Origin of the sequence: Nocardia wallacei (genome assembly GCF_014466955.1) — a bacterium.
Taxonomy (GTDB): domain Bacteria; phylum Actinomycetota; class Actinomycetes; order Mycobacteriales; family Mycobacteriaceae; genus Nocardia; species Nocardia wallacei.
Map to the genome: position 1 here is coordinate 3,901,172 of NZ_AP023396.1, position 21,263 is coordinate 3,922,434.

Consider the following 21,263-nt stretch of genomic DNA (forward strand, 5'->3'; position numbering starts at 1 on the left):
CTTCACATGGATGTGAGAGTCAAGCCGGAGAACCACGATGCGCATCGGTGAACTGTCGGAACGGACAGCAGTCAGCCAACGACTGCTGCGTTACTACGAGGAACAGGGCCTGCTAGCGCCCCTTCGCGAGCCGAGCGGCTATCGAAGCTACCGCGACAGCGACATCAACCGGGTCCACCGCATCCGCACGCTGCTGGCCGCAGGCCTCAACACTGCCACCATCGCTCATGTCCTGCCCTGCACCATCGACACCGATGGCGGGCTCGCTGCGGCCTGCCCGGACCTGCTCGCCGATCTGCACCGCGAACGCGACAGGATTTCCGCCGCCATCGACGAGCTCAACAGCGCACAGCACGCCCTGGATTCCATCATCGCCGCCACGAACCGATGAATCATTACCGCTACCGCAGCGCCCCGTCATCGTCCGCGCCTGGGTACTGAAGTAGTCGAACGCCGAACCGTCAGGCTCAGGCGGGCAGTTCGAGGCCCTTGGCGAGCACCGGCCAGGACTTGATCAGGGCGTCGTGCCAGTAACCCCAGGAGTGGGTGCCGGTGGGCGGGAAGTCGTAGGTGGCGGGGATGCCGAGGGAGTCCAGTTTGGCCTGCATGTTGTGGCTGCAGTAGTTGACCGCGGCCTCGATGACGCCGCCGACGATGAGCTGGTTGGCCCAGCCGCCGACGCCGGGCAGGGTGTAGGGGCCGTCGAGGCCGTCCCACCGGCCGGGCAGCCCGGAACCGCTGGAGATGAACAGGTTCAGCCCGCGCAGCTGGTCGGCGTGCACGTACGGGTCGTTCTCGGCCCACATCGGGTCGTTCTGCGGACCGTACATGTTCTCGGTGTTGCCGCCGCCCCACACGTTCACCGCGAGGTTCACGAAGGTGTAGCCGGTGGGGTCGGAGATCTGCGCGCATCCGCTGTAGGCGGCCACCGACTTGTACAGGCCGGGCTTGGCGATGGGCAGCTGCAGCACCGAGGTGCCCGAGGTGGACAGTCCGGCGATCGCGTTGAGCCCGTTGGTGCCCAGTGCCCCGTCGATCAGCGGCGGCAGTTCCTCGGTGAAGAACGTCCTCCATTTGTTGACCCCGAGGACGGGATCGGGTGCGCGCCAGTCGGTGTAGTAGCTCCAGGCGCCGCCGATCGGCCGGACCACGTTCACGTCCTTGTCGGCGAGGAAGCGCAGCGCGTCGGGCGCGCGCTGGTCCCAGGTGGCGGCGTCCTGGCCGCCGCCGGCACCGTTGAGCAGGTACAGCACCGGCCGCGGCACCGAGGCGTCGGCGGGTCGCTGCACGTCGACGGCGAAGGTGTCGTCCATGGCCGCGGAGTACACGTACAGGCGGATGTTGCGGTCGTCCTGCACGGTCGCCTTGGTGATGTAGGACCCGTCGGCCGAGCGCGGGTCCGCGAGCAGGCTGCGGGACCCGATCACCGGGTCGCCGGTGTCCGCGGTCGCGGGCCCGGCGCCCACCGCCACGGTCGATGCCGCGAGAACCATTGCGGCAACAGCTGTTCCGATCCGATTGCCAACCGCCACGTGCGCCTCCGTAGCCGACTAGACCGCATCCTGAAACTTCCGTACCGTCCGGACTGTATCCCACCGTCGTGCCTGCGGCGTCGTACGCGGGCGGTGCGTCGCGCCGCGAGTGGCGCCGGTCAGGGCAGGGTGACCTCGGCGGGGGTCTTGTCGGGGCGCAGGCCGCGCCAGGAGGGGTGGCGCAGGCGGCCGTCGCTGGTGCGTTCGGTGAAGGTGACCTCGCCGACCAGTTCGGGTTCGACCCAGACCGCGTCGGGGACCTCGGCGCGCACGGTGGGGGTGGTGCGGCGCAGCGGGCGCAGGCGTTGCTTCAGGTCGGCGAGCATTGCGCGGGTGAAGCCGGTGCCGACGTTGCCGATGTAGGTGAGGGCGCCGGTGTCGTCGTGGGCGGCCATGAGCAGTGAGCCGATGTGGCCCTCGCGGCGGCCGGTGCCCGGTCGCCAGCCGACGATCACGACCTCTTGGTCGCGGGAGTTCTTGACCTTGGTCCACAGCGCGCTGCGGCGGCCGGGCAGGTAGGGGCTGTCGAGGCGTTTGCAGACGATGCCCTCGAGCCCGAGTCTGCCGGATTCGGCGAGGATGTGGGCGGGGTCGCCGTGCAGGCGCGGGGGCACCTGCCAGTGCGGGCCGCGCAGGTCGAGTTGTTCGAGCAGTTCGCGCCGTTGCCGATACGGCAGGTCGACCAGGGAGCGGTCGCCGATGTGCAGCAGGTCGAAGATCATGTAGGTGGCCGGGACCGACTGTGCCAGGGCGCGGATCATGCCGGCGTTGCGCTGGTGCATGCGCGGTTGCAGCGCCTCGAAGGAGGTGCGGCCGCCGGTGTCGAACGCGACGATCTCGCCGTCGACGACGAAGGGCGGGTCGCCGGGCGCGATGGCGGCCAGTTCGGGCCAGGCGGGGGTGATGTCCTTGTCGTTGCGCGACTGCAACCGCAGTTCCCGCTCGACGTAGCCGATGGCGCGGATGCCGTCGAATTTGACCTCGTAGTTCCACCGCGGGCCGTCGGTGGGGAGCGTGCCCGCTGTCGCCAGCATCGCCGCGTAGTGCGGCAGTCTGCTCACGCCCGCCTCGCCGCCATCGCCGGTCCTTCCCGAACCCGAACGTCGCTGGTAGACAACTCATCGGGACGATACCGACCGGTTGATCCGGCGCGGGCGAGCGCCGGTCGCGGCGCGTGTCCGGCGGGCGGGCGGGACTCAGACGCGGCGCATGACGGAGACGACCTTGCCGAGGATGACGGCGTGGTCGCCGTCGATCACGTCGTAGGCGGGGTTGCGGGGTTCGAGGTAGGTGTGGCCGTCGCGGCGGCGGTAGACCTTCACGGTGGCCTCCTCGTCGATCATGGCGGCGACGATGTCGCCGGTGTGGGCCTCGGGCTGGCGGCGGACCACCACGATGTCGCCGTCGCAGATCGCGGCGTCGATCATGGAGTCGCCGCGCACGCGCAGCGCGAAGACCGTGCCGCGGCCGACGAGTTGGCGTGACAGCGTGAGCACGTCGTCGGTGTGCTCCTCGGCCAGGATCGGCGTGCCCGCGGCGATGTCGCCGACGACCGGGACCGGCACCGAGTCCTCGTCGCGGTCGCGTGGGGCGGCCGAGCGCAGGAACAGCCGGACGTCGATCGGGCGCGACATGCTGTCGCCGCGGCGCAGGAATCCCCTGTCCTCCAACGCTTTCAGGTGTTTGGACACCGACGAGGCGGACCGCAGCCCGACCGCCGCGCCGATCTCCCGGGTGCTGGGCGGATATCCGTTGCGCACCACCGAGTCGTGGATGGCGGCGAGGATCCGCTGCTGCCGGGGCGGCAGGGTCGAGGTGTCGAGGTGCTCGAACGCATCGTCGTATCCGGTCACCGGGCGATCGTAGAGGCCGGGGCGGGCTCAGTTCACGCAGGGGATGTCGGAGCCGATGCTGGTGGTGACCGGCTTACCCGAGTCGGGGGCGGGATCGCCGGTGGCCGTCGCGCCCAGGGCGGAGGTGGCCGAGGACCCTGCGGTCGTGCTGCCGTAGCCGCTGGAAGTGCCTGTGCCGGTGCTCGTTTCGCCGGAGGTCAGTTCCTCGGGCATGCTGAAGTCGGCGCCGACGACGATCTTCACGTGGCCGGACTGGACGCTCTTGGACGGCGCGGTCGGCAGGCCGCCGAGCATGTCGGCGGCCTGGGTGGCGTCGGCGTCGGCACCGGCGCCGTAGTAGACCACCGAGCTGGAGCCGTCGGTGTAGGCGGCGGCGTTGCCGACCTGGCCCTGGGGAAAGCCCTTGTCCGACAGCGCTGTGGAGACCTTGCGCGCCATGCCGTCCGGGCCGCCGGAGTTGACGACGTCGACCGTGCTGGTGGGTGTGGTCCTGGGTTCGGCGGGCGATGGTGCCTGCACGCCGAAGGCGGCGCGGACGGTCTTCTTGATCAGGGCGGGGTCGATGATGTTGACCTCTTGGCCGTCGACGGTCTGGTAGGCCTTCACCGGCAGGGTCTGGAATTCGATCGGGATCGAGCCGGCCTTGCCCAGCGTCTGGGCGAAATCGAGCAGGTTCCAGCCCTCCGACAGCACGATGTCCTCCTGGGCGGCGCTGATGAGCTGCTGCAGTTTGCCGACGTTGGTGAGGGTGCCGGAGTCCTTGAGCTGCTTGGCGACCGAGGTGAGGAACGCCTGCTGGCGGTGGGTGCGGTCGAGGTCGCCGTTCTGCAGTTCGTGGCGCTGGCGCACGAAGGCCAGCGCGTTGGCCGCGTCCAGATGCTGGGGGCCCGCGGGAAACACCGCGCCGGAGTAGTACTCGTCGTTGACGGGCTGGTTCAGGCACACGTCCACGCCGCCGAGGATGTTGGCGATGTGGTAGAAGCCGACCAGCGAGACCTCGGCGAACCGGTTGATCGGCACGCCGGTGAGCTGTTTGACCGTCTGCACGATGGATTCGCGGCCGGCCTCGCGGCCCTTGTGCTCGAGCTCGATCTTGTCCTTGACGCCCTGGTTCTCGAGTTTCTGCTCGGCGTAGGCCTTCTTCAGGCCGTAGGCCTCCTTGATCTTGGCGTGGTCGTAGCCGGGAATGCCGTTGACGGCGACGTAGTCGTCGCGCGGGATGGAGAAGGCGGTGACCTTCTTCAGGTCCTTCGGAATGTGCACCAGGATCAGGGAATTGGCGTTGTAGCCGCCCTCGGTGCCGTCACCGGCGTGCAACTGGTCGAGGATGTCCTTGGGCAGATCGTTGCCGTTCTGGTCCTTACGGGTGTCCAGGCCGATGAGCAGGATGTTCATGTCGCCGTCGAGGGCGGCCGCGTCCTCGGCGCTGATCACGCTGGAGCGGGTGAAGCCGCGGTCCAGGCTGCGCTCGGTGTAGTAGGCGAATCCGGTGCCGGACACGACCACGACGGCGGTCACCGCGGCCACCAGCCGTCCCGCGATCCGCGCGGCCCGTTCCGCCTTGCCGGGGCGGCGCTGCCGCGCGCGGCGGGTGCGCCGGTTCGGCGTGGCGGGAGCGTACTGCTCGGTGGGCTGGTCGGCGAGATCGACGGCCGCGGCCGCGCCGGTGCGGGTGTGCCGCCCGGCGGCGCTGTCCTCTTCCGCGGCAACGGTTTTCCTGCTCCGGCTCGCGCGGCGGGTGGCTCCGGTTTCCGCGCCGCGATCGTCCTTGCGGGCGGCACCGACACGCCGCGTGGCACCCGTGCCCGGGTCGCCGGGGCCTTCGGCCCGCGTACCGCTGACCCGGCGCGTCGCTCCGGTCGATCCCGAGGGGCGGGAGCCGCCGGCGCGTGCCGGTCTGCCTGCTTCGGCCGGGTTGCGTGCTGGATCTGTTGCGGGAGTGCGGCGATTCGACGAGCGGCCCGGCGGCGGCTCGCGGCGGGTGCGCCCGGAGGACTGTCCGGACCGATCGGGGGCGGCCGGTGACTCGGGCCGCGCGGGCCGAGCGTGGCGACCACCGGCGCGCGGGTCGGGCACGACCGGGATCGGTTCGGTTTCGTCGTTCATCTCGCCGTACAGTTTCACACCATCGTGCTGTGGAGAAGCTGAGAAAGCGCTTCGTCGGGTTGTGACATCCTGCACGACAACCGCGCCGAATGCACATCCACTGCGCGGCTACCCCTTCCGGGCCTCGCTCAACCCCACCAGGGCGCACAGGCTGTCGAGGTGGCGTTCGAACACCTCGGCGCGGTCGGTGAAGGTGTCCGCACCGTACATGTCGAACACCTCGAAGCTCACCGCGCCGAACAGCCCGGTCCACAGCGAGATTCCGCGCACCAGCGCCCAATCCGGCAGTGCCAGGCCGAATTCCGCGCGGATCCGCACCAGGTCGCCCGCCAGCTGCTCCGACACCGGCGGCAGCTGCGCGGGCTCGTCGAGAAGCCCTGCGCCGTAAGCGTTCTCGAGTACGGTGAGCAGGGCTCCGATGACGCGCGTGCCCGGCGCGACGGTCTGCTCGGCGGGGGCGTGATAGCCCGGCACGGGCGTGCCGAACAGCAGTCCGTAACCCGCGGGCTCGGCCAGCGCCCAGGCGCGGACCGCGCGCCCGAGCACGCGCAGCCGCTCGGCCGGATCGGCGGGGGCCTGTGCCAGCGCGGCGTCGACGGCGTCGGCGAGTTCGGTGTAGCCGTCGACGACGAGCATGGTCAGCAACTCGTCGCGGCTGCTGACGTACCGGTAGACCGCCGAGGAGACGACGCCGAGGTCGCGGGCGACCGCGCGCAGCGACAGCGCCGCCGCGCCGTGCTGGGCCAGGTGCTCGCGCCCGATGCGCACGATGTCTGCCATGGTGCGGGCGCGGGCGCGCGCCCTCGGTGTCGTGGCGGCCATGCCTCCACCATGCCATATCGAGAGCACCGCATCCACATGCGATCACCGCTTCCGGCAGGACGGAGGTGATTGTGCTGGTGAGCACCCCCGTCGCGTTATGGGATACCGCGCGACACAGGTACTGTACTCGGTAGTAACGTAAGCAGCGTCACAGGCGACACCGAGCAAGGAGCGGCACATGGCCCAGCCCGACACCGATTTCGACGTGCTCATCGTGGGCTCCGGTTTCGGCGGCAGCGTCACCGCGTTGCGGCTGGTGGAGAAGGGCTACCGGGTCGGCGTGCTCGAGGCCGGCCGGCGCTTCGCCGACGACGAACTGCCCGACACCAGCTGGGATCTGCGCAAATTCCTGTGGGCGCCCAAGCTGGGCTGCTACGGCATCCAGCGCATCCACCTGCTGCGCGATGTGCTGATCCTGGGCGGCGCGGGCGTCGGCGGCGGCTCACTCAACTACGCCAACACGCTGTACGTGCCGCCGGACCCGTTCTTCGGCGACGCGCAGTGGCGCGACATCACCGACTGGCGCGCGGAGCTGACGCCCTACTACGAGCAGGCCACGAAGATGCTCGGGGTGGTGCGCAATCCGCACATCACACCCGCCGACGAGGTGTTCCAGCAGGTCGCCGAGGATATGGGGGTGGGCGACACGTTCGTGCAGACGCCGGTCGGGGTGTTCTTCGGCGAACCGGGCAAGCGGGTGTCCGACCCGTACTTCGGGGGTGTCGGCCCGGACCGCACCGGCTGCCTGGAGTGCGGCGAATGCATGACCGGCTGCCGGCACGGCGCCAAGAACACGCTGGTCAAGAATTACCTGTATCTCGCGGAACAGGCTGGGGCGCAGGTGATCGCGCTGACCACGGTGACGGCGGTACGGCCGCTGGACGGCGGGACGTGGCAGGTCGACACCGAGCGCACCGGCGCCTGGCTGCGCAAGTCGCCGAAGTCGTACACGGCCGGGCACGTGGTGCTGGCCGCGGGCACCCGCGGCACCCAGCAATTGCTGTTCGCGATGCGCGACAAGGGAATTCTGCCGAACCTCTCACCGCGGCTGGGCGAGCTGACCCGCACCAATTCCGAGTCGATCGTCGGGGCGGCGACGCGCACGGTGGATCCGCGCCGCGACTTCACCCGCGGCGTGGCCATCACCTCCTCCATCCACCCCACCCCCGACACCCACATCGAGCCGGTGCGCTACGGCAAGGGCTCCAACGCGATGGGGCTGCTGCAGACACTCATGGTCGACGGCGGCGGACGCGTGCCGCGCTGGCTGCGCTTCCTGTGGGAGGTGCTGCGTCATCCGCTGCGGTTGCTGTCGATGCTGCGGGTGAAGAACTGGAGCGAGCGCACCGTGATCTCGCTGGTCATGCAGCACCTGGACAATTCGATCACCACGTACACCAAGCGCGGCCTGTTCGGTCGGCGGCTGACCTCCAAACAGGGTCAGGGCCAACCGAATCCGACCTGGATCCCGGCCGGGAACGAGGTGACGCGGCGGGTGGCGGACAAGATCGGCGGCATCGCGGGCGGCACCTGGGGCGAGATCTTCAATATCCCGCTGACGGCGCATTTCCTGGGCGGCGCGGTGATCGGCGCGGATGCCGAGCACGGCGTGATCGACCCGTATCACCGGGTGTACGGCTATCCGACGCTGAGTGTGGTGGACGGGGCGGCGGTGTCGGCCAATCTGGGCGTGAATCCGTCACTGACCATCACCGCCCAAGCCGAGCGGGCCGCGGCGCTGTGGCCGAACAAGGGTGAGCGGGACACCCGCCCGCCGCAGCACGCGCCGTACGAGCGGATCTCGCCGGTGGCGCCGCAGCGGCCGGTCGTGCCCGCCGGGGCGCCCGCGGCGCTGGTGCTGCCGATCGTCGAGATCCGCCGCGACACCGCCTGAGCGGGCGGGTCGCCGACCCACCGGCGACGGCAGTGCGCGCACTGTTGCATCGAGTGCATTACCGCACTCGATGCCATTGCGGCGCAGGGTTTCCCGGTCTCACCCGGCGAGGGCTCGCCGCAGCACGGTGGCGAGTTCGGCGATCTGCCGCTGCGACACCTCGGCGGACAGGATGGCCTGGGAGCCGTGGAAGGTGCCCGACCACTGGTGCAGGTCCACGGGCACGCCCGCCCGCAGCAGCCGCAGCGCGTAGTCGATGTCCTCGTCGCGGTTGGGGTCGAATTCGGCGGCGGCGACGTAGGCGGGGGGCAGACCGGACAGATCGGTGGCGCGCGCGGGCGCCGCATAGGGGGTGGCGGGCGCGGAGCCCAGGTAGTGTCCCCACAGCGAGGTGACCTTGGCGCGGTTCATCCAGGGGGTGTCGGTGAACTGCCGCGCCGACCAGCTCTGCTGGCGATCGTCGAGGCCGGGCTGGTTGAGCAACTGGAAGCAGATCCGCGGGCCCTGTTCGTCGCGGGCCCGCAGGGCGATCGCAGCGGCGAGGTTGGCTCCGGCGCTGTGCCCGCCGACGGCGATGCGGTCGGGGTCGATGCCGAGTTCGGCGGCGTGCTCGGCGGTCCAGGTCAGCACGGCGTAGGCGTCGTCGAAGGCGGCGGGGAACCGATGTTCGGGGGCCAGGCGGTAATCGACGGAGACGACCACCGCGCCTGCGCTGTCGGCGATGCGGGTCGCCCACGGGTGCTCGGTGTCGAGATCGCCCATGACGAAGCCGCCGCCGTGCAGCCACACGATGGCGCCGTGGGCGTGCTGTGGCCGGTAGATCCGCACGGGCACCGCGGGATCGGCGGGGACGGTGCGGTTTTCGACGAGCAGGCCCGGCACGTCGGGGACCGGGATCGCGGCGCCCAGTTCGGCGAAGTTCTCGCGTGCGGTGAGCGGGTCGGTGAGGTCGGCCTTGGGGAACAGGGCGAGGAAGGCTTCGAGTTCGGGGTCCATGCCCTCGATCCTCACAGCCGCGCCGCCGCGCGGGCATCCGCCGTCCGTCGGGTATGCGGTCTGGTTCGCGCGCCGATCGGCGCCTATTCTCCGGGCATGGAGGCTCTGGTGGAACGGCTGTCGCAACTGGATTCGCAGGCCGAGGGCGCGTTGCGGGTGGTCATGTTCTACGACACGCTGATGCGGCGGCGGGTGGATCTGCCCGCGCTGGCGCGCGCCTCGGCGGGGCTGGCCGAATGTGTGGCGGGGATCAGGCTGCACGGTGCGGGGCGGGTGGTCCGGTTCGCGCCCGACGGCCGCGCCGCCGGGGCCGCCGCGCCGGTGTCGGCGGCGACGGTGCCGATCGTGCTGGACGAGGAGGAGATCGGCGCGGTGTGGCTGGAACGCACCGGCACCGCCCGCCAACTCGACGATGTGCTGCTGGATCGGCTGGCGATCGCGGCCGCGGCGGTGGTCGAGCGGTACGGCCCGGCGCGCACCACGATGGCCGATCCGGCGCTGGTGGAGCTGGCGATCGGCGCGGGTGGTGACGAGGCGGGCCGGGCGCGGGCGTTGCGGCTGCTGGGTTTCGCCGCGGAGCTGCCGGTGCGGGTGGTGGCCGTGCGTTCGGCGGTGCCGCTGGACCGGGTCGGCGCCGCGATCTGCCCGGCGCGTCCGGTGAAGGCGGCGCCGGTGGCGGGGGTGGGTGTCGTGCTGGCCGCGGCCGTGGACCTCGACGCGTTCCCGGCGGGTGTCCGCGCGGGCCTGGGCGAGGCGGACCGGCCCGACCACGGCTGGCGCCAGGCCCGCACGGCGTTGCGTTTCACCACCGCGCGGCGACCGGTCGTGCGGTACGGCGCGCTGGGCGGGCTGGCGTTGCTGGCGCGGATCCCCGCGGACGCGGCCCGGGACAATCCCGATGTCGCGGCGATCGCCCGGCTCGGCGCCGGGGAGCTGGAGACCCTCGACATCTATTGCGCCACCGGATCATTGCGCCGCGCCGCCGAGTTGCTGCATCTGCATCACAGCAGTGTGGCGCGCCGCCTCGAGCAGGTGAGCAAGGCGCTGGGTTTCGAGCTCACCGAGCCCGGCGGGCTGGTGCGCGCCGAGCTGGCCTTGACGATGTGGCGGCTGCTCGACGATATTCCGCCCGATCTCGGGTGAGAGTGCCTGCCGCGCACGGTATTCGGCGCCACGGTCACTGCTCGGGCAGGCGGGCGAAACCCATGGGTGAGGTGGGTGGCGGCGCGGTGGAGGCGGGGGCGCGGAATTCCTGCAGTGCGGTGAGGACGTCGACGTGGCGGGCGGCGTAGCAGCGGACCTGCGGGAGCGCGTGGCCGACCTCGCTGCGTTCCAGCGGTTCGGCGTCGAGGTAGCCGACGGCCGCAAGGTCGATGCGCAGGCGGTCGGCGATGCGCGCGATGGCCGCGGATTTGCGTCCCCAGCCGACCTCGACGGCGGCGAAGGCGGCGTGCAGGCCGTGCCGGTGCAGTTTGTCGCTGGTCCAGTCCCATTCGCCGCGGCTGGCCACGGCGTGCACGACGCCGCGGCGGGCCAGGGTGCGCAGGGCGCGCACGGCGTCGGGACGGAGCGCCCCGCTGGTGGAATCACACACCACGCCGTCCCACAGCGTGTTGTCCAGTTCCCAGACAAGGCATTTCACTGCCGGTGCGCTCATGTGGTCCCCACGCTCTCGTATGGTCCCCGACGGCGATTACAGATACGGCGACACCAGTGGCACGGCCTCGACCGGATGCCCCGCCTCGATGGGCGCGCCGATGGAGGCCAGCCGCCAGTTGCCGCCCTCTCGATACACCTTCGCCACCACCATGGCGGTGTGCGGGCCGCCGCCGCGCAGATTGCCGCGCACCAGTTCGGCGTTGGTGGAGCCGTCGACCATGCGCCAGTATCCGTTGCGGATGCGTTCGAAGGTGTGCCCGGCGTAGGAGGTGACCACGAAGACCATCGCGGTCACCGGGGCGGGCAGGCGGCCCAGGTCCACGGTGATCACCTCGTCGTCGCCCTTGCCCTCACCGGTCAGGTTGTCCCCGGAGTGCCGCACCGCACCGTCGCGCGACGAAAGTTGCTGGTAGAAGGCGACATCCACGAGGTCGTGGCCGACGAACAGCAGCGCCGAGGCGTCCAGGTCGATCTCGAGTTCGCGCAGCCCGCGCGGGCCGTGCACCTTCACCGGGTCCCAGCCGACGGCCATCTTCACCAGCGACAGGTCGCCGTTGCGGATCTCGCTGAGCGCGACTTCCTGGCCGGGGTCCAGCACGGCGGGGCCGCGGTAGACCTGGGCGGCGGGGCCGCCGACGGGGACGCCGTGCGCGGTGACCAGGGCGGCGAATCCGGCGGGATAGCCGTGCCCGAGCGTGCGCAGCTGCCAGCCGGGACCGGCGCGGTCGAGATCGAAGGCGATGACCGCCGATTCCTGGCTCGCGTCGTCGATCACGTACTCGTACACCAGGTTTCCGGCGGTGTCCTCGACGAGGACCTGCGGTGGCGCGAAGTCGGCGAACCGGGCGCCGGTGTCCTCGAGCGACAGCGACACCCGCACGTGGTGAATGTCGGGAGGCAGTTGCCGCGGCGCGATCGACAGTGTCGCGTCCTCGGGCGACCAGCGCACGCCCGGGCCGGTGGGGTGGTTGTAGAAGATCAGATCCTCGGCCGAGCGCACCCGTCCGCCGGTGTCGAGCAGCAGGGCGGAGATGTCGATCGGCTCGCTGTGCCGAACCGATACCACGATGTCGTCGACGGCCAGGCGGTCGACCTGTCCCTTGGTCAGCTGTGCGGCCACCGTCCTAGTTTACGTTGCCCGGCCCGCCTTCCGGCTTATCCGCGGCGGCCCGGCCGGTCCCGCGACGGGCCGGGGCGCTGTCTGGCCAGGGTGGCGCAACCGGCTCGCCGGCAAGCGAATTGCGGCCGCGGCGCGCCGGGCGGGTACGGTAACGGGCGCGAGACAGGCACGAGCAGGCAGGAGTTCGCGGTGCGCCACACCCTGAGACGGGTCGTCGCGGCGGTGCCGCTGGCCGCGGCGCTCGCGGCGGCCGGGTGCGGCGCCGACGATTCCGCGCCGGTCGCGGCCGAGTCCGGCGTCACTACAACCACGCCGCCCGCACGGACCACACCGCCCGCACGGACCACGACGCCGACCGCGACGAGTACCGGGTCGCCGTACGCGGCACCGACGGTGGACGAGTACGCCGACAGCGCGCTGATCGAGCGCGGCGAGTGGAGCGAGGACCCCGACGGCCGCCGCCTGCGCGTGTATCCCAGCGCGGCCGGGCGCGCCGACACCTTCCCCGCCGCGCTGGACCGCGCGTGGGGCGAGGTGCTGGCCGCGGTGCCCGACGCCGATACGCCCGGCATGTACGACCAGTTCAAGTGCCACTGGGAGTGGGCGCGGCTGGTCGCGCCCGACAAGCCGAGCTGGAATCTGGAGCCGTGGCGGCCGGCGCCGGGCTATCAGGGCACCGTGCAGGCCCGGTGCAATCCGGGCGGGCCGGACCCGGCGGGTAATTGACCCGGCCGCTTCACAGTTCGCTCAGATCACCCAGATCCGCCGAGAGCCAGTGCTCGGGCCGCATGTACACCGCGGCCTGCTCGCCGAGGGTTTCGGCGAACTTCAGGTATCCGGCGACCTGGTCTTCGGGCAGGTAGCGCCGCACCATCGCCTCGTGCAGCGCGTCGTCGGCCGGGACGATCCGCGTGACGGGACCCTCCGCCGTCACGTACCTGACGGTCGGTTCGAGGCGTTCGGCCATGAGACTGAACCGGCCCGCGGCCCGCAGCAGCGTCATCTTCTTCGATTGCGGACCGGTCAGCAGCCACAGTTCGCCGCCGGGCACGTAGTCGTACCAGATCGGGACGGTGAGCGGCCCGCGGTCGGGTCCGGCGGCGATCGCCAGCGCCCCGATGTGCGGTTCGGACAGGAACTTCTCGCGGTCTCGCGGAGTCAGCGCCATGACCCCACGGTACCGGCCGCGCCCGCGCCGCGACACCACCGGCCGCGAGCGCCGGGACGGCGGCCGAAACCCGTTGCCCGGGAGAACCTTCGAACACGTCGGAAAATATGCGTATCGTTGAGGGGTCGGATCGTTGGTGAGGTCGGAGCGTCACGACCCGAAGGGAGCGTCACGTTGCGGTCATCTGCGTCATCGACTGCCCCCGCCGGGCCACCACCGACCGTTCCCGCCGCGGCGCTGCGCGCGATGTTCCCCGCGCTGGCCGAATCCACCGAGGTGTATCTGGACAGCGCGTCCACCACGCAGAAACCGCGTCCGGTGATCGAGGCCGTGCACCGCTACCACAGCTCCCGCACCGCCAACGCCGGTCGCGGCAGCTACCCGTGGGCCACCACCCTCACCCGCGCGGTGGCCGAGGTCCGGGCGCGTACCGCCGAATTCCTCGGCGCCGCAACCGAAGAGATCGTGTTCACCGCCGGGGCCACCGCCGGACTCAACGCGATCGCGCTGGCGTGGGGGCTGGCCGCGCTCGACGACGGCGACGAAATCCTCTACAGCCCACGCGATCACGCCTCCAACGTGTATCCCTGGCAGCAGTTGCGGGCGACGCTGCGCCGCTTCGGCCGCCACATCCGGCTGGTCCCCTATCGGGTGACCGCGCTGGGCGAGGCCGACATCGACGACATCGCCGCCAAACTGGGCCCGCGGACCCGGCTGATCACCGTCTCGCATCTGCATCACGTGTTCGGCGCGCGCACAACGCTCGAGGAGTTGCGTGGTCGGCTGGATCCGCGGGTGCTGCTGTGTTTCGACTGCAGCCAGAGCGCCGGGCATCTGCCGGTCGACGTCGAGGCGCTCGGCGCGGATTTCGCGGTGCTGTCGGCGCACAAGATGTTCGGCGCGCCCGGCACCGGCGTGCTGTACTGCCGCGCCCGCGTGCACGATCAGCTCACCGCGTTCCTGCCGGGCGGCAATTCCGCTGTCGCGGTGGCGGATTCGGGGCTGGCGCCGGGGAACATGCCCGAGCTGCTGGAGGGCGGCACACCCAATCTGCCCGGTGTGCTCGCCCTCGGCGCGGCGCTGGAATTCCTGGACACGGTCGGGCTGGACGCGATCGCCGCGCACAACCGGGCCTTGACCGGGCAGCTGATCGAGGGCCTGCGCCCGGTGCCGGGGCTGGAGTTCCTGCCGGGCCCGGCCCACGCGCCGTGCGAGACCGGGTACGGCATCGTGTCGTTCACCCTCGACGGCATCGGCGCCACCGATCTGGGTTTCGTGCTGGCCGAGTGCGGATTCCTGGTCCGCACCGGCGCGCACTGTGTGCCGTCGGGCAGTATCGCTGCCGCCGACGACGATTCGGTACGGGTGAGCACCCACCTGTACAACACCGCCGAGGAGATCGACCGATTCGTGCGGTGTGTCACCACCATTGCCACGGAGGTCCGATGACAACCGATCCGGCGCACCCCCGCTACGACCGGCGCGCGGCCTCCCGCGTGCTCGCCGGGCTGGCCCGCCCCGGCTTGTTCGCCGACCCGCCCGATCCCGGCCCGCGCGCGATCGAATACCGCACCGCGCCGCTGCGTCCGGAGCCCGGCAGCCACCTGACGCTGTCGCAGCGCCTGTATCTGGAACGGTTCATGCGGCCCTGCCGCGCCGACCAGGTCACCAGCGCCACCCACCGCGTGGTGTGGACCGACTCCGACGGCATCCCCAACACCGGGCACTTCCAGGCCGGTGGCCTGGGCCCGGTCGTGCCGATCGCGATGCGGGAGACGGTGCTGCGGATGTGGCACGCCCTGGCCGGGGACGCGGCGCTGGCCGCGCGGATCGCCGCGGTCGCGCCGGGTGAGCGGGCGGTGCTGGCGGGCACCACCACCGACCACGACCCGATCGACATCTTCCGGGTCGGGATCGAGGCGTGCGGGCGCGCGCTGGCTCAGCACGCGCTGCTGGCCGACTCGACGCCCTACCGCACGCCGGCCGAATTCGCATGCGGCATGCGCGATTCCGGCATTTTCGCGGCAGTGGCCACCCGCTGGTTCTGGGAGTTGCAGGCCTCCACCTATCGGCGCGGCATGATCGCGGTGGCCTTCGCCGCCCAGCCCGACGGCAGCGTGCGCTACACCGCCGACACCGTCGCCACGCTGCGCGCCATGAAGGATGCCACCATCACCGACGCGCACACCGTGATGCGCCGCGCCACCGGCCCGGAGGGGTTGACGGTGGCCGCGGCGATCGAGAAGTACCACGACGAACTGGATCTGATCTCGCGCCAGTACGCGCTGCTGGCGCCGGGCACGCGCCCGGCGTGCCTGGCGGCGATGCCGCATCGGGTCGACGGCGAGCACTACAGTGTGCTGACGATGGTGGTGGACCGGTTCGTGGAGCTGTTCTGCGAGACCGTCGCGGCGCTGACGGTGACCGAGGCGCCCGGCGAATCCGAGCCCGGCACCGGCGATCTCGCCGCCGAGGATCAGATCTTCTTCGTCCCGGACATGAACTGCAAGCATTGCGTGCGCACCATCACCGGCGTGCTGGAATCGATGGGGATCCGGGTGCACGAGGTGGATCTGGCGGGCAAGCGGGTGGTGGCCGAGTTCCGCAGCCCGCGCAACCGGCACCGGGCGTTCGAGGCGCTGCGCGACGGCGGCTACAACCCGGTGCGGACCCGGCCCGCGGCCGAGCCCGCGATCTCGCACGGCGCGGAAAGCGCGGTATGACCGCCGCGGTGCCCGCGCTACCGGCCAAGATCCATCCGCTGGTGCGCGCGTTCCTCGACACCCCGGGCGCGGCCGAGGACGCGCTGGACCGTTTCGGCTCCCCCGCTCACCTGGTGTTCCCGCAGGTGTACGCGGAGAATCTGGCGCGGCTGCGGACGGTGCTGCGGCGGCGGCTGCCGCGATACCGGATCTGCTACGCGCACAAGGTGAATCGGTCGCGGGCGTTCCTGCGCACCGCCGAGCGGGCCGGGATCGCCGTCGATGTCGCCTCCGCGCAGGAACTGGCCGCGGCGGCCGAGGCCGGGTTCGGTCCCGAACGCATCGAGGTGACCGGACCGAAGGGTGAGTCGTTGCTGACCGCGCTCGTCGCGGCCGGGGTGACGGTGAATGTGGACAATCGGTGGGAGTTGGAGCGGCTCGCCGAGCTGGCCGCGGGGCACGCGAATGTCGCTGTGCTGCTGCGGGTGTCGGGGTTCGCGGCGAGTGCGGTGAGCCGGTTCGGGATCGCGCTGGGCGAGGTGGAGGAGGCGTTGGAGCTGCTGTCGGCGCGGCGCGACCGGGTCACGTTGCGCGGGTTCGCCTTCCATATCGATTCCGGGGAGCCGGCCGAGCGGGTGCGTGCGGTGGAGGCGTGCCTGGGCCTGGTCGAGCGCGCCTACGCGCACGGCCTGGCGCCCGCGGTGCTCGATATCGGGGGCGGTTTCCGGCAGGTGTTCACCGCCGACGCCGACCGCTTCGACGGGTACGTGGCCGCGCTGCGGGAGGCACTGCTGGGCCGCGGCGAGCCGATGACGTGGGGCGGCAACACTTTCGGGTTCCATGTCGACGGCGCGGGCGTGCACGGCACGCCGGTGTTCCACAAGTACGCCAACACGGTGCCCGCGACCCGCATGCTCGACGACCTGCTCACCGCACCCCTCGACGCGCACGGCGGCCGCACCGTCGCGCAACTGGCCGCAGAGAATCTGCTGGAACTGTGGCTGGAGCCGGGCAAGGCGCTGGTCGACCACGCCGGAATCTCGGTGGCGCGGGTGGAATTCGTCAAACAGGCCGCCGACGGCAGCGTGCTGGTCAACCTCGACCTCAGCCGCGACACCGTCACCCCGGCCGATCAGGAGGTGATGGTGGATCCGATCGTACTGCCCCGTCGCGATGCCGGTCCGGTGGCCGAGGCGGGCCCGGTGGGGGTGTTCTTCGCCGGGCGGCTGTGCCTGGAACGCGATCTGATCACCAATCACAAGGTGTGGCTGGACGCGCGGCCGCGCCCGGGGGATCTGGTGGTGTTCCCCAATACCGCCGCCTACCATTCCGACCTGTCGGCCGCGGCCGCGTCGATGCATCCGCTGCCGCCGAAACTGGCTGTGGCGCACCGGTCCGGGCAGTTCCGGATCTGCCGCGACGCCGACTACGAGCCTGCCGTCGCCGCCGGGGCGGTGTGATGCGCTACGACCACATCACCGAGCTGATCGGTAACACGCCGCTGTTGCGGCTGGATCCGGCCGTGCACGGGCTCGACAACGTGCAGCTGTACGCGAAGCTGGAGTCCGCCAACCCGTTCGGGTCGGTGAAGGACCGGGTGGCGTGGGGCATGATCCGCGACGAACTCGACGACATCACCGCGCGCGGGCAGACGCTGATCGAGGCGTCCAGCGGCAACACCGCCAAGGCGCTGCGCATCCTGGGCGCGCTGCACGGGGTGGGGTTACGCGCGGTCACCAACCGGATCAAGGTCGGCGAGGTGCGGGAGCTGCTGCAGCTGTTCGGCACCGAGATCGAGGAGCTGCCGGGGTTGTCGGAGTGCCCGGATCCCACCACCCCCAACGACGTGTACTCGGTGATCGAGTCGACGATGGCGAAAAACCCTGGCGTCTACCATCATCCGTCGCAGTACACCAACGAGAAGAACATCGAGGCGCACTATCACGGCACCGGCCGCGAGATCCACGAGGACCTCGCCCGCGACGGGGTGCACCGCGTCGACTATCTGGTCGGCGGGCTGGGCACCACCGGTTCCACCCGCGGCGCGGCGGCGTATCTGCGCAAGCACAATCCGGAGCTGGGGGCGCTGGCGGTGGTGTCGGAGCGGTCGGATTTCATTCCGGGTATCCGCTCGGAGACCGAGATGTGGGAGGTGGGGCTGTTCCGGCCCGACTTCTACGACCACATCCTGACCGTCGATTCCGGGCGCGCGATCGACGCCACGATGGAGCTGGCGACCGGATACGGCGTGCTGGCGGGGCCGACCAGCGGCGCCACCTACGCGGCGGCGCTGGAATTCCTGAACGCGCTGGATGTTTCGGCCACGGCCGAACCGGTGGTGGCGGTGATCATCGTGTGCGACCGGCTCGAACCGTATCTGTCCTACATCAAGAAGCGGCGTCCGGAGTTGTTCGGGCGCAGCGGTTCTCGCACGCGCCCGCCGACGGCCGCGGAGCTGGCCGAGGTGCCGGTGCTGTCGCCGGGCGCGCTGGCCGACCTCGACGCCACCGCGCGGCCGACGATCGTGGACACGCGCGGCGCGATGGCCTACCGAATCGGGCATGTGCCGGGCGCGTTGAACATTCGCGATGATCAGCTCGACGACATGCTGGGGCACGGAATGCCGTTCTCGCGGTCGCGCCCGGTGGTTTTCGTCTGCCCGGTCGGTGAGGTCTCGCGCCGATTCGCGGCCCTGGCCCGCCGCGCCGGTTTCGACGCGGCGAGCCTGGACGGCGGCATCGTGGCCTGGCGGGACGCGGGCCTGCCCCTGGAGTCCGCCCCACCACCCCGCTGACATCCCACCGACCCCACCCCCAGGCCACCGAGGTCCCATGAGTTCCCGCCACCCGCCCATAACCGTTCCCCGAGTGCCACACCACCGGGGCCATGAGGTCGCAGCGATGTCACATCACCGGGCTGTGCGGTCGCAACAGCTCATCCCACCTGGCCGTACGTTCCACGGTCCACATCAGCGGCCCGTGGGTTCCCCGCGTTCCCATCAGGGAGCGATGAGTTTTCTGCGTTTCCCATCAGGGGGCTGTGCGTTGCCGCGGTTCACAACACCCGGCTATGAGTCGCCGCGGTTCACATCACCGGGCTATGAGTTCCCGCGGTTCACATCACCGGGCTATGAGTTCCCGCGGTTCACATCACCGGGGCGGTTTCCGGTTCCTGGTGCTGGGTGGGTTTGCGGGTGCGTAGCAGGATCAGGCCCAGCAGGGCTGCGGCTACGGCGAAGGCGGCGCTGATCCATGAGCCGTAGTGCATGGCGGTGGTGAAGGCCGAGCGGGCCGGGTCGGTGAATCCGAGTTGCAGGGCGGCGCCGATGTTGTCGCGGGCGGCCGCGGGGAGTTCGGCGGGCATGTGGGAGGTGAACACGCCCGCCAGCACGCTGCCGAGCACGGCGATGCTCAGCGCCTGGCCGACCTGCTGCAGGGTGTCGTTCATGGCCGAGCCGACACCGGCGTGCTCGAGCGGGATGGCGCTCATGATCGAGGCGTAGGCCGAGGGCCCGGCCAGGCCGCCGCCGACACCCATCACCAGCATCGACACCAGCACCCACAGGTAGCTGTCGGCGTTGGCCAGTACCGCGAACGCCGCGCCCATCACCAGCAGGCCCGACACGATGAGCGTCTTGTTGCTCAGCTTCTTGCCCAGCGTGGCCCCCAGCCCGTTGCACACCGCGGCCGCGACCGCGTACGGCAGGAGCGCGAATCCGGCTTTCATCGGGGTGTAGTCGAGCACGAACTGTAGGTACTGGGTCAGCATGAGCAGCACGGCGCCCATGCCGAACACCATCAGCAGCAGCGTCAGGCAGGTGCCGGTGAAGTCGCGGTTGCGGAACACCCCCAGCGGCAGCATCGGATGTTCGGAGCGGTGTTCCCAGTAGGCGAACGCGGCCGCGGCCAGCACCGCCAGCGCGATGACCGGGATGTTCCATTCGCGTTCGATGATGACGTACACCGTCGCGGTGAGCGCCACGATAGACAGCGCCACCCCCACCAGGTCCACCGGCCGCTGCTCACCGAAGGTTTCGGGCATGAGCACCACGGCCGCGGCGATGGCGAGGATCGCGACGGGGATGTTCAGCAGGAACACCGAACCCCACCAGAAGTGTTGCAGCAGCAGGCCGCCCAGCGTCGGCCCGGCCACGATGCCGACCATCGACACCGTCGACCATCCGGCCATCGCCTTGCGGCGTTCGTCCTCGGCGAAGGTGGTCATCAGGATCGACAGGGTCGAGGGCATCAGCAGCGATCCGCCGACGCCCATGGCCGCGCGTGCGGCGATGACCTGCCACGGTTCGCTCGACAGCACCGCCACCAGCGAGGCGACGCCGAAGACGGCGAGTCCGGTGATCAGCATGCGCCGCCGCCCGAACCGGTCCGACAGCGCGCCCGCGGTCAGGAGCAGGCCGGCGAAGACGAGGATGTAGGCGTCGAGGATCCACTGGATGTCGGCGGGGGCGGCCCCGAGTTCCCGGATCAGCGACGGAATGGCCAGATTGAGGACGGTGCCGTCGATCATCAGCACCAGCAGCGACAGGCAGAGGACCGCCAGGATCCACCAGCGGCGCGGGTCGCGGGCGATCTCCCCGGTTTCTCGTACAGTGTTCGATTCCACTCGCACACCGTACGATAATCTCGAACGCTGTGCCAGTGATTTAGGGTGAAGCGGTGGCCGAGAAGTTTTCCTCCGTGTGGACCCGCTCGCCGCGCCCGGCGCGGACGTCGGGACTCGGGCGCGAGCAGATCGTGGCCGCGGCGCTGGAACTGCTCGACGCCGAGGGGCTCGAGGCGCTGAGCATGCGCAAGCTCGGCGCCCGGCTCAACGCCGGGGCCACCAGCCTGTACTGGCACGTCGCGAACAAGCACGAACTGCTCGAGCTGGTGCTCGACGAGTTCTGGGGTTACGTGGAGGTGCCCGAACCGGAGCACAAGCCGTGGCGCGAGGTGGTCACCACCTTCGTCTACAGCCTGCGCGTCACCATGCTCGAACACCCCTGGGTGGGGGGCCTGATCGGGCAGATGCCCATGGTCGGGCCGAAGGCGTTCGAACTCAGCGACCGGCTGCGGCGCGCGTTCGTGCAGGCCGGATTCACCGGCCTGGACATCTACCTGGCGTCGGGGATGGTGATCAGTTTCGTCCTGGGACAGGTGCTTCCGGAGATCAGCCTGCGCCGGGTCTCCGACGGGCCGGACTGGGAATACGACAGCGCGATGGCCACTCTCGAGCAGGTCGCCCCCGACTATCCGGAGATGCTGCGCGACTACCGCGAATACATGCCCACCGAGCCCGACACCGCCCGCATGGTCGCCTACGACTTCGGCCTGCTGTGCGTGCTCGACGGCCTCGAGGCGCGGCTGCGGGCGGCGCGATCCCAGGAGCCCGCCCGCGAGGTCCGCTGAGCA

18 protein-coding genes and 1 pseudogene are annotated in these 21,263 nt (G+C 70.7%); 9 read left to right on the forward strand and 10 right to left on the reverse strand.

What is annotated here, in order from left to right; genetic code table 11:
* Positions 1–37 precede the first annotated feature (37 nt).
* Positions 38–391 (forward strand): MerR family transcriptional regulator, encoded by a 354-nt coding sequence (locus NWFMUON74_RS17355; protein WP_187688800.1) that lies wholly within the window; start codon positions 38–40, stop codon positions 389–391.
* A 76-nt stretch (positions 392–467) separates the two neighbouring features.
* Here the strand turns inward: NWFMUON74_RS17355 and NWFMUON74_RS17360 are convergent, their stop codons facing one another.
* The 5 genes and pseudogenes from NWFMUON74_RS17360 to NWFMUON74_RS17380 all read right to left on the reverse strand — a co-directional run bounded on the left by NWFMUON74_RS17360 (position 468) and on the right by NWFMUON74_RS17380 (position 6,313).
* A complete protein-coding gene (locus NWFMUON74_RS17360) occupies positions 468–1,493 on the reverse strand; it encodes an alpha/beta hydrolase (protein ID WP_187688801.1) in 1,026 nt (341 codons plus the stop codon).
* Between the two features lie 158 nt (positions 1,494–1,651).
* A complete protein-coding gene (gene ligD, locus NWFMUON74_RS17365; RefSeq protein WP_232111082.1) occupies positions 1,652–2,593 on the reverse strand; it encodes a non-homologous end-joining DNA ligase in 942 nt (313 codons plus the stop codon).
* A 135-nt stretch (positions 2,594–2,728) separates the two neighbouring features.
* A complete protein-coding gene (gene lexA / locus NWFMUON74_RS17370) occupies positions 2,729–3,385 on the reverse strand; it encodes a transcriptional repressor LexA (protein ID WP_187688802.1) in 657 nt (218 codons plus the stop codon).
* A 27-nt stretch (positions 3,386–3,412) separates the two neighbouring features.
* Positions 3,413–4,987, reverse strand: a pseudogene (locus NWFMUON74_RS17375) (LCP family protein); the annotation flags it as partial.
* A 612-nt stretch (positions 4,988–5,599) separates the two neighbouring features.
* On the reverse strand, positions 5,600–6,313 hold the full coding sequence (locus NWFMUON74_RS17380) for a TetR/AcrR family transcriptional regulator (RefSeq protein ID WP_187688804.1): 714 nt from the start codon (positions 6,311–6,313) through the stop codon (positions 5,600–5,602).
* Between the two features lie 178 nt (positions 6,314–6,491).
* Between NWFMUON74_RS17380 and NWFMUON74_RS17385 the strand changes: the two genes are divergently transcribed.
* Positions 6,492–8,207, forward strand: coding sequence for a GMC oxidoreductase (locus NWFMUON74_RS17385; protein WP_187688805.1), 1,716 nt, complete (start codon positions 6,492–6,494; stop codon positions 8,205–8,207).
* Between the two features lie 99 nt (positions 8,208–8,306).
* On the opposite strand, the gene NWFMUON74_RS17390 is transcribed toward NWFMUON74_RS17385, so the two are convergent.
* Positions 8,307–9,203: an alpha/beta hydrolase gene (locus NWFMUON74_RS17390; protein WP_187688806.1), complete on the reverse strand. Its 897-nt coding sequence runs from the start codon at positions 9,201–9,203 to the stop codon at positions 8,307–8,309.
* 96 nt (positions 9,204–9,299) lie between these two features.
* Here NWFMUON74_RS17390 and NWFMUON74_RS17395 point away from each other — a divergent pair, with 96 nt between their 5' ends.
* Positions 9,300–10,346 (forward strand): helix-turn-helix domain-containing protein, encoded by a 1,047-nt coding sequence (locus tag NWFMUON74_RS17395; RefSeq protein WP_187688807.1) that lies wholly within the window; start codon positions 9,300–9,302, stop codon positions 10,344–10,346.
* Positions 10,347–10,380: 34 nt separating this feature from the next.
* On the opposite strand, the gene NWFMUON74_RS17400 is transcribed toward NWFMUON74_RS17395, so the two are convergent.
* Together NWFMUON74_RS17400 and NWFMUON74_RS17405 are read right to left on the reverse strand one after the other, a co-directional pair.
* On the reverse strand, positions 10,381–10,860 hold the full coding sequence (locus NWFMUON74_RS17400) for an HAD family hydrolase (protein WP_232111083.1): 480 nt from the start codon (positions 10,858–10,860) through the stop codon (positions 10,381–10,383).
* A gap of 36 nt (positions 10,861–10,896) precedes the next feature.
* Positions 10,897–11,982 carry a TerD family protein gene (locus NWFMUON74_RS17405; RefSeq protein WP_187688808.1) on the reverse strand — a complete coding sequence of 362 codons (1,086 nt, stop codon included), beginning with the start codon at positions 11,980–11,982 and terminating at the stop codon, positions 10,897–10,899.
* Between the two features lie 189 nt (positions 11,983–12,171).
* On the opposite strand from NWFMUON74_RS17405, the gene NWFMUON74_RS17410 reads away from it, so the two are divergent.
* On the forward strand, positions 12,172–12,708 hold the full coding sequence (locus NWFMUON74_RS17410) for a DUF2599 domain-containing protein (RefSeq protein ID WP_187688809.1): 537 nt from the start codon (positions 12,172–12,174) through the stop codon (positions 12,706–12,708).
* Between the two features lie 10 nt (positions 12,709–12,718).
* On the opposite strand, the gene NWFMUON74_RS17415 is transcribed toward NWFMUON74_RS17410, so the two are convergent.
* Positions 12,719–13,150 (reverse strand): pyridoxamine 5'-phosphate oxidase family protein, encoded by a 432-nt coding sequence (locus tag NWFMUON74_RS17415; protein WP_187688810.1) that lies wholly within the window; start codon positions 13,148–13,150, stop codon positions 12,719–12,721.
* A gap of 174 nt (positions 13,151–13,324) precedes the next feature.
* Here NWFMUON74_RS17415 and NWFMUON74_RS17420 point away from each other — a divergent pair, with 174 nt between their 5' ends.
* Genes NWFMUON74_RS17420 through NWFMUON74_RS17435 form a run of 4 tightly spaced genes read left to right on the forward strand, consistent with a single transcriptional unit; the run spans position 13,325 to position 18,646 of the window.
* Complete coding sequence (locus tag NWFMUON74_RS17420) at positions 13,325–14,599, forward strand: aminotransferase class V-fold PLP-dependent enzyme (protein WP_232111084.1); 1,275 nt, start codon at positions 13,325–13,327, stop codon at positions 14,597–14,599.
* Complete coding sequence (locus NWFMUON74_RS17425; RefSeq protein ID WP_187688811.1) at positions 14,596–15,873, forward strand: heavy-metal-associated domain-containing protein; 1,278 nt, start codon at positions 14,596–14,598, stop codon at positions 15,871–15,873. The genes NWFMUON74_RS17420 and NWFMUON74_RS17425 overlap by 4 nt, the downstream gene beginning before the upstream one ends.
* Positions 15,870–17,312, forward strand: coding sequence for an alanine racemase (locus NWFMUON74_RS17430; RefSeq protein WP_187682948.1), 1,443 nt, complete (start codon positions 15,870–15,872; stop codon positions 17,310–17,312). The genes NWFMUON74_RS17425 and NWFMUON74_RS17430 overlap by 4 nt, the downstream gene beginning before the upstream one ends.
* A complete protein-coding gene (locus tag NWFMUON74_RS17435) occupies positions 17,312–18,646 on the forward strand; it encodes a pyridoxal-phosphate dependent enzyme (protein WP_187682949.1) in 1,335 nt (444 codons plus the stop codon). Before NWFMUON74_RS17430 ends, NWFMUON74_RS17435 begins: the two co-directional genes overlap by 1 nt.
* Before the next feature lie 350 nt (positions 18,647–18,996).
* On the opposite strand, the gene NWFMUON74_RS17440 is transcribed toward NWFMUON74_RS17435, so the two are convergent.
* Positions 18,997–20,475: an MFS transporter gene (locus NWFMUON74_RS17440; protein ID WP_232110408.1), complete on the reverse strand. Its 1,479-nt coding sequence runs from the start codon at positions 20,473–20,475 to the stop codon at positions 18,997–18,999.
* A 53-nt stretch (positions 20,476–20,528) separates the two neighbouring features.
* Between NWFMUON74_RS17440 and NWFMUON74_RS17445 the strand changes: the two genes are divergently transcribed.
* Positions 20,529–21,260 (forward strand): TetR/AcrR family transcriptional regulator C-terminal domain-containing protein, encoded by a 732-nt coding sequence (locus NWFMUON74_RS17445; protein ID WP_187682950.1) that lies wholly within the window; start codon positions 20,529–20,531, stop codon positions 21,258–21,260.
* The last annotated feature ends 3 nt before the right edge of the window (positions 21,261–21,263 follow it).